General features: G+C 73.7%; 3 protein-coding genes. 2 read left to right on the top strand and 1 reads right to left on the bottom strand.

The features are described from left to right. Positions 1 to 39 precede the first annotated feature (39 nt). Positions 40 to 1,398, bottom strand: a complete 1,359-nt coding sequence (locus tag AB0E88_RS35645) for a peptidase C39 family protein (RefSeq protein ID WP_361639371.1) — start codon at positions 1,396 to 1,398, stop codon at positions 40 to 42. Positions 1,399 to 1,604: 206 nt separating this feature from the next. Between AB0E88_RS35645 and AB0E88_RS35640 the strand changes: the two genes are divergently transcribed. Together AB0E88_RS35640 and AB0E88_RS35635 are read left to right on the top strand one after the other, a co-directional pair. Then, positions 1,605 to 2,237 (top strand): hypothetical protein, encoded by a 633-nt coding sequence (locus AB0E88_RS35640; RefSeq protein ID WP_361639368.1) that lies wholly within the window; start codon positions 1,605 to 1,607, stop codon positions 2,235 to 2,237. A gap of 401 nt (positions 2,238 to 2,638) precedes the next feature. Continuing rightward, positions 2,639 to 4,501 carry an AAA family ATPase gene (locus AB0E88_RS35635; protein ID WP_361639365.1) on the top strand — a complete coding sequence of 621 codons (1,863 nt, stop codon included), beginning with the start codon at positions 2,639 to 2,641 and terminating at the stop codon, positions 4,499 to 4,501. Positions 4,502 to 4,998: the final 497 nt, after the last annotated feature.

Below are 4,998 nucleotides of genomic sequence, written 5' to 3'. Positions count from 1 at the left end.
GGGCCTCCGGGCGACTCCCGGAGGCCGCCGGGAGGCCGCTCAGCGCACGCCGACCGCCGCGAGCGCGGCTCGCTGCCGCGGGGTCGGGCGAGCCGGGAAGTACAGGTAGCAGACGCCTCCGGTGCCGGAGGCGACCTTGCCGGAGGCGTTGTACCGCTTGGTCCTCAGCCAGATGTTCTCGAACTCGCGGCGCAGGTAGACGCGTCGTACCGCCGCGTCGTCCGGTGAGGCCGGGTCGTTGGCGATCACGTCGCCGTCAGCCGTGAAGCCGATGACCGTCATCAGGTGCCCCGAGGTGCCGTAACCGGCGCCGGTCAGCTCGGTCTTCAGGAAGGACTGGGACGTCATGGCCGGGATGCCGGCCGCGATCAGCGTCTCCAGCTCGGTCAGCGAGGCGAGCCGGGTGACCACACCCTGAAGGTCCGGGAAGGTGGCCGCGTAGGCGGCGTTGAAGGGCCAGTTGCCACAGCCGCCGTACTGGTAGTCGTAGGTGTACCGGGCCGCGTGGCAGACCTGCGGGTCGGCGTACGACGGATCCACCCAGGCGAGCTGCTGGGGGGTGAGCCGACCGCCCCAGTACTCGATGATCATCTGCGAGGAGGTGGGGCTGCACCAGGCCTCGCCGCCGTTGTCGTACTCCGGGTACTGGCCCTTGTGGATCTCCTGCGAGTAGCGGGGGACGGCCAGTTCGCGGGCGAGGACCGGGGTGGAGGCGGGGACCGTGAAGCGGTCGGGGATGTCGGAGGCCATCGCGCCGAGCCGCCACACCGTCGGCGTGGCGGTGAGCCCCGGGCGGCGGTACAGGGTCAGCCGGAGCCGGTAGGAGGCCAGCCGCAGGCCGGAGCCGGGGTCGTCGATCGAGAAGGTGTCGGTCCAGATGCTGCTCCGGCCGTCCTTCTGACCGTCGACGGAGGTGCGCCTGATGTCCTGGTCACCGGCCGCCCAGCGGCCCATCACGTACCAGGGCGTCGTGGTGCCGTCGGAGTAGGTGCCCTGCAGCTCGGTCTGGATCCAGGTGCCGGCGGGGGTGCGGGCGTTCCACGAGGCGATGGCCTCGGTGGCCGGGACGGCCGGCCGGTGGACCGGGGAGGTCCAGGTGGCGTACTCCCAGCGGGCGGTGGTGCCGGTGTGCGGGTCGGTGTAGTCGGTGGTGCCGGCCGCCTCGCCGATGACGAGGCCGGGACGGGCACCCGCGACGGCCCGGGTGCCGTGGGCGGTGCCGCCGCGCCAGTCGGTGTACGTGGTCCAGGAGCGGTGGTCGATGGGGCGGGCCGGAGTGGCGCGACCGGCGGCGGACGCGCCGCCCGCGGCCAGGACCGGGCCGGCGCCACCGGCCACCGCGGCGGTGAGCGCGGCGGCCAGCAGGGTTCTGCGGGAGGGCTGTTCGGCTCTGCTCATGGGCAAGAGACCCCCAGGGATGCGAGTCGGGGCAGGCAGGTCCGTGCGGCAGTGGGGCCCACTATGACCGCAGCGGACGGCACAGGCCAGCACCCGGCGGGCATGCCGCGGCACCAATATTGGTCCATACCCCTGGCATGACCTGGGCGGCAGCCGCCGTACACTCTCCCCGCCACCGCTCCAGCCCCCGAACGGCCACCCGGACGATGCCCGACACCCTGCACCAGCTCGCCGCCCGTCTGCGCCGGCTCCCCGCGTCCTGCGGCCCCGTGCGCCTGGTCGGCGTCGACGGACACGCCGGCTCCGGCAAATCGACGTTCGCCGGCCGGCTGGCGCGGGCCCTGGACGACGCCCCGGTCCTGCACCTGGACGACATCGCCAGCCACGAGGAACTGTTCGCCTGGACGGACCGGCTGCGCCGCCAGGTGATCGAACCGTTCAGCCGCGGCGAGACGGCCCACTACACGCCCTACGACTGGCGCGAGCGCCGCTTCGGCGCGCCGCGGCCGCTCCCCGGCGCCCCGGTCGTGCTGATCGAGGGAGTCGGCGCGGGCCGTCGTGCCCTGCGCCCGCACCTCGCGCGCCTGCTGTGGCTGGACGTGCCCCGAGAGGAGGCGTGGGAGCGCGGCAGGCGGCGGGACGGCGCGGAACAGAGAGACTTCTGGGCCGGATGGGTCCAGGCGGAGCAACGGCACTTCGCCACCGACCCCTCCCGGCCTCACGCGCACCTCCTGGTACGCCAGTTGGAGACGGGATACGAGGTGCTGCCGGGGCCTGGAGCGACTGCTGCCGAGGACCACGACATCACGCACCGTGACGGACCATCCGCGATGTGGTGAACCCGTGAAGACCCTTGCGCGGGAGTTGGCCAAGTGCCCCAACTCCGCTTGACCCTGGGCCCGTACAGGACTTACGTTCTCAATGTGCGGCAAACGAAGCCGCCCCTTCGACGCGAAGCCCCTGGTTGTTCCCCCGTGACCGGGGGCTTCGTTCTGCCCTCACCGCCTCCCTCGGCCGCTGTGAGGCGCCGGACATTCACGCTCGGTGACCACCCCGCGTGCGCCCCCTCCGCCCCACCGCGCCGAACGGCCTGTGCCGCACCCTACGGCCGACCACCGACCCATGGGTACGATGCCCTCGGTGCGACCTACGGACGCTGCTTCGCGCACCTGCAACTCCGGTCCGCGGCACAGCGGTTCGAACCAAGGCATCGGCGGGGGCACGGTTTGTGGGGGACGTGATGGACTTCGGCACGCGGGGCCCCGAGGCCCCGGCCGACCTCGCCTGGCTACGAGGCGTGGACGCCTACACCATGGGCGGCTACCCGCAGGCGGAGGAGGAGTTCCGCACCGCGGTGCGGATCGATCCCGGCATGGCCGACGCCTGGCTGGGCCTGCACGCGCTGCGCGTGGACACCACCACGGCCCTGCTGCGCATGTACCGCCACCGGGACCGCTTCGGCGAGCAGCGCGCCCGGCACCGCCGCACCCTCAACTCCTGGTACTGGCTGGGCTGGTGGGTCCAGCCCGTCCTGGAGACCCCGCGCGACCTCCTCCTCGCGCACGCCTCGCACTGGCTGGACGGCCGCCACGTCCCGGAACTGGACCGCGCCCTCGCCGGCCTGCCCCCCGTGGACACCGACCCGCAGGTCCGCTTCCTGCACGCCTGCCGCGCCTATCTGGTCAAGGACTGGGAAGAACTGGTCCGCCACACCGACCCCCTCCTCGACGACCCCCTCCTCGGCATCGAGGCGGGCCTGTTCGGCGGCATGGCGAGGGTCCGCCTCGAGATGTACGGCCAGGCCGAACCGCTGCTGTCCACCGCCCTGATGCGCTGCCGCAGCGAGCAGCCGCAGCGCAAGGAGTTGCGCTACTGGCTGGCCCGCGCCCACGAGGGGACCGGCCGCTCCGCGGCGGCCCTCCCCCTCTACCGAGCCGTCCACCGCGTCGACCCCGCCTTCATGGACACCTCGGCCCGGCTCGCGGCGATCGCCGAGGGCGACGGCTACGACGTCACCACCGACCCGGCCGACCTCGCCGCGGTGACCCTCACCGGCACCGGCCAGGACGGCGCGGACGGCCCCGACGGCCTGGACCCCCTCTTCGGCACCGAGGGCCGCGACCTGCGACTGACCGACCTGGACCTGCCCCCCGTGCCGTCGGTGCCGAGCCCCGTCGTGCGTGAGAAGGCGACCGCACCCACGCACCTGCCGGCCGGCCCGACCGACCCGGCGTTACTCGAGGAGGCGCTCGCCGAACTGGAGCGCATGGTGGGCCTGGAGCCCGTGAAACGCCAAGTCAAGGCGTTGTCGGCACAGTTGAACATGGCCCGGCTGCGCGCCGGCCAGGGCCTGCCGGTCCAGCCGCCCAAGCGGCACTTCGTCTTCTCCGGCCCCTCGGGCACCGGCAAGACCACCGTGGCCCGCATCCTCGGCCGCGTGTTCTACGCCCTGGGGCTGCTCGGCGGCGACCACCTGGTCGAGGCGCAACGCGCCGACCTGGTCGGCGAGTACCTGGGCCAGACCGCCGTGAAAGCCAACGAACTGATCGACTCGGCCCTGGGCGGAGTCCTCTTCGTCGACGAGGCCTACTCCCTCTCCAACTCCGGCTACGGCAAGGGCGACGCGTACGGCGACGAGGCGCTCCAGGTCCTGCTGAAGCGGGCGGAGGACAACCGCGACCACCTCGTCGTCATCCTCGCGGGCTACCCGGAGGGCATGGACCGCCTGCTCACGGCGAACCCCGGCCTGTCCTCCCGCTTCACCACGCGCGTGGACTTCCCCTCCTACCGCCCCCTGGAACTCACCGAGATCGGCAAGGTCCTCGCCGCGGAGAACGGCGACCTGTGGGACGAGGAGGCCCTCGACGAGCTGCGTTCGATCGCCGGGCACGTGGTCGACCAGGGCTGGATCGACGAACTCGGCAACGGCCGCTTTCTGCGCACCCTCTACGAGAAGAGCTGCGCGTACCGGGATCTACGGCTGTCGGCCTACGCGGGCCCCCTCTCCCGCGACGACCTGGCCACGCTGCGCCTGGCCGACCTCATGCAGGCGTACGGCGAGGTCCTCTCGGGCCGGGGCCCCCAGGACCCGTCGTCCCGCTAGCCGGCGCGCGGCCCCCGGGCGGAGCGAGGGCCCGTGCGGGTACGTCGTGGCTGGTCGCGCAGTTCCCCGCGCCCCTTAGGGGGTTGTGGTCGCCCCCGGCCCCCACGGACCGCCTGCCCCCCCGGGCGGCACGTGCCCGGCCCCGGGCGGAGCGAGGGCCTGTGCGGGTACGTCGTGGCCGGTCGCGCAGTTCCCCGCGCCCCTAAGGGGATTGCGGTCGCCCCCGGGTCCGGACGGACCGCCTGCCCCAGGGCGGCCGTGCCCGGCCCCGGGCGGAGCGACGGCCCGTGCGGGCACGTCGTGGCCGGTCGCGCAGTTCCCCGCGCCCCTGAAGGGGCGCGACGGTGGCCGTCGGTCTGTCTGGACCGTTGGTGGGACGGGCCGCAGGCGCCGACGGCGGGGAGGGGACGGGGTGGGGGGTGTCCGCCCGCAGCGGCCGGCACCGGCGGAGGGCGCCGTATCGAGTGACGGGCGGCCGGACCGAGGACGGACACCCC

Origin of the sequence: Streptomyces sp. NPDC028635, from assembly GCF_040637635.1 — a bacterium.
In the GTDB taxonomy this organism is placed as follows: domain Bacteria; phylum Actinomycetota; class Actinomycetes; order Streptomycetales; family Streptomycetaceae; genus Streptomyces.
The sequence above is the reverse complement of the archived record's forward strand: the minus strand, read 5'-3'. Positions and strand labels throughout refer to the sequence as shown.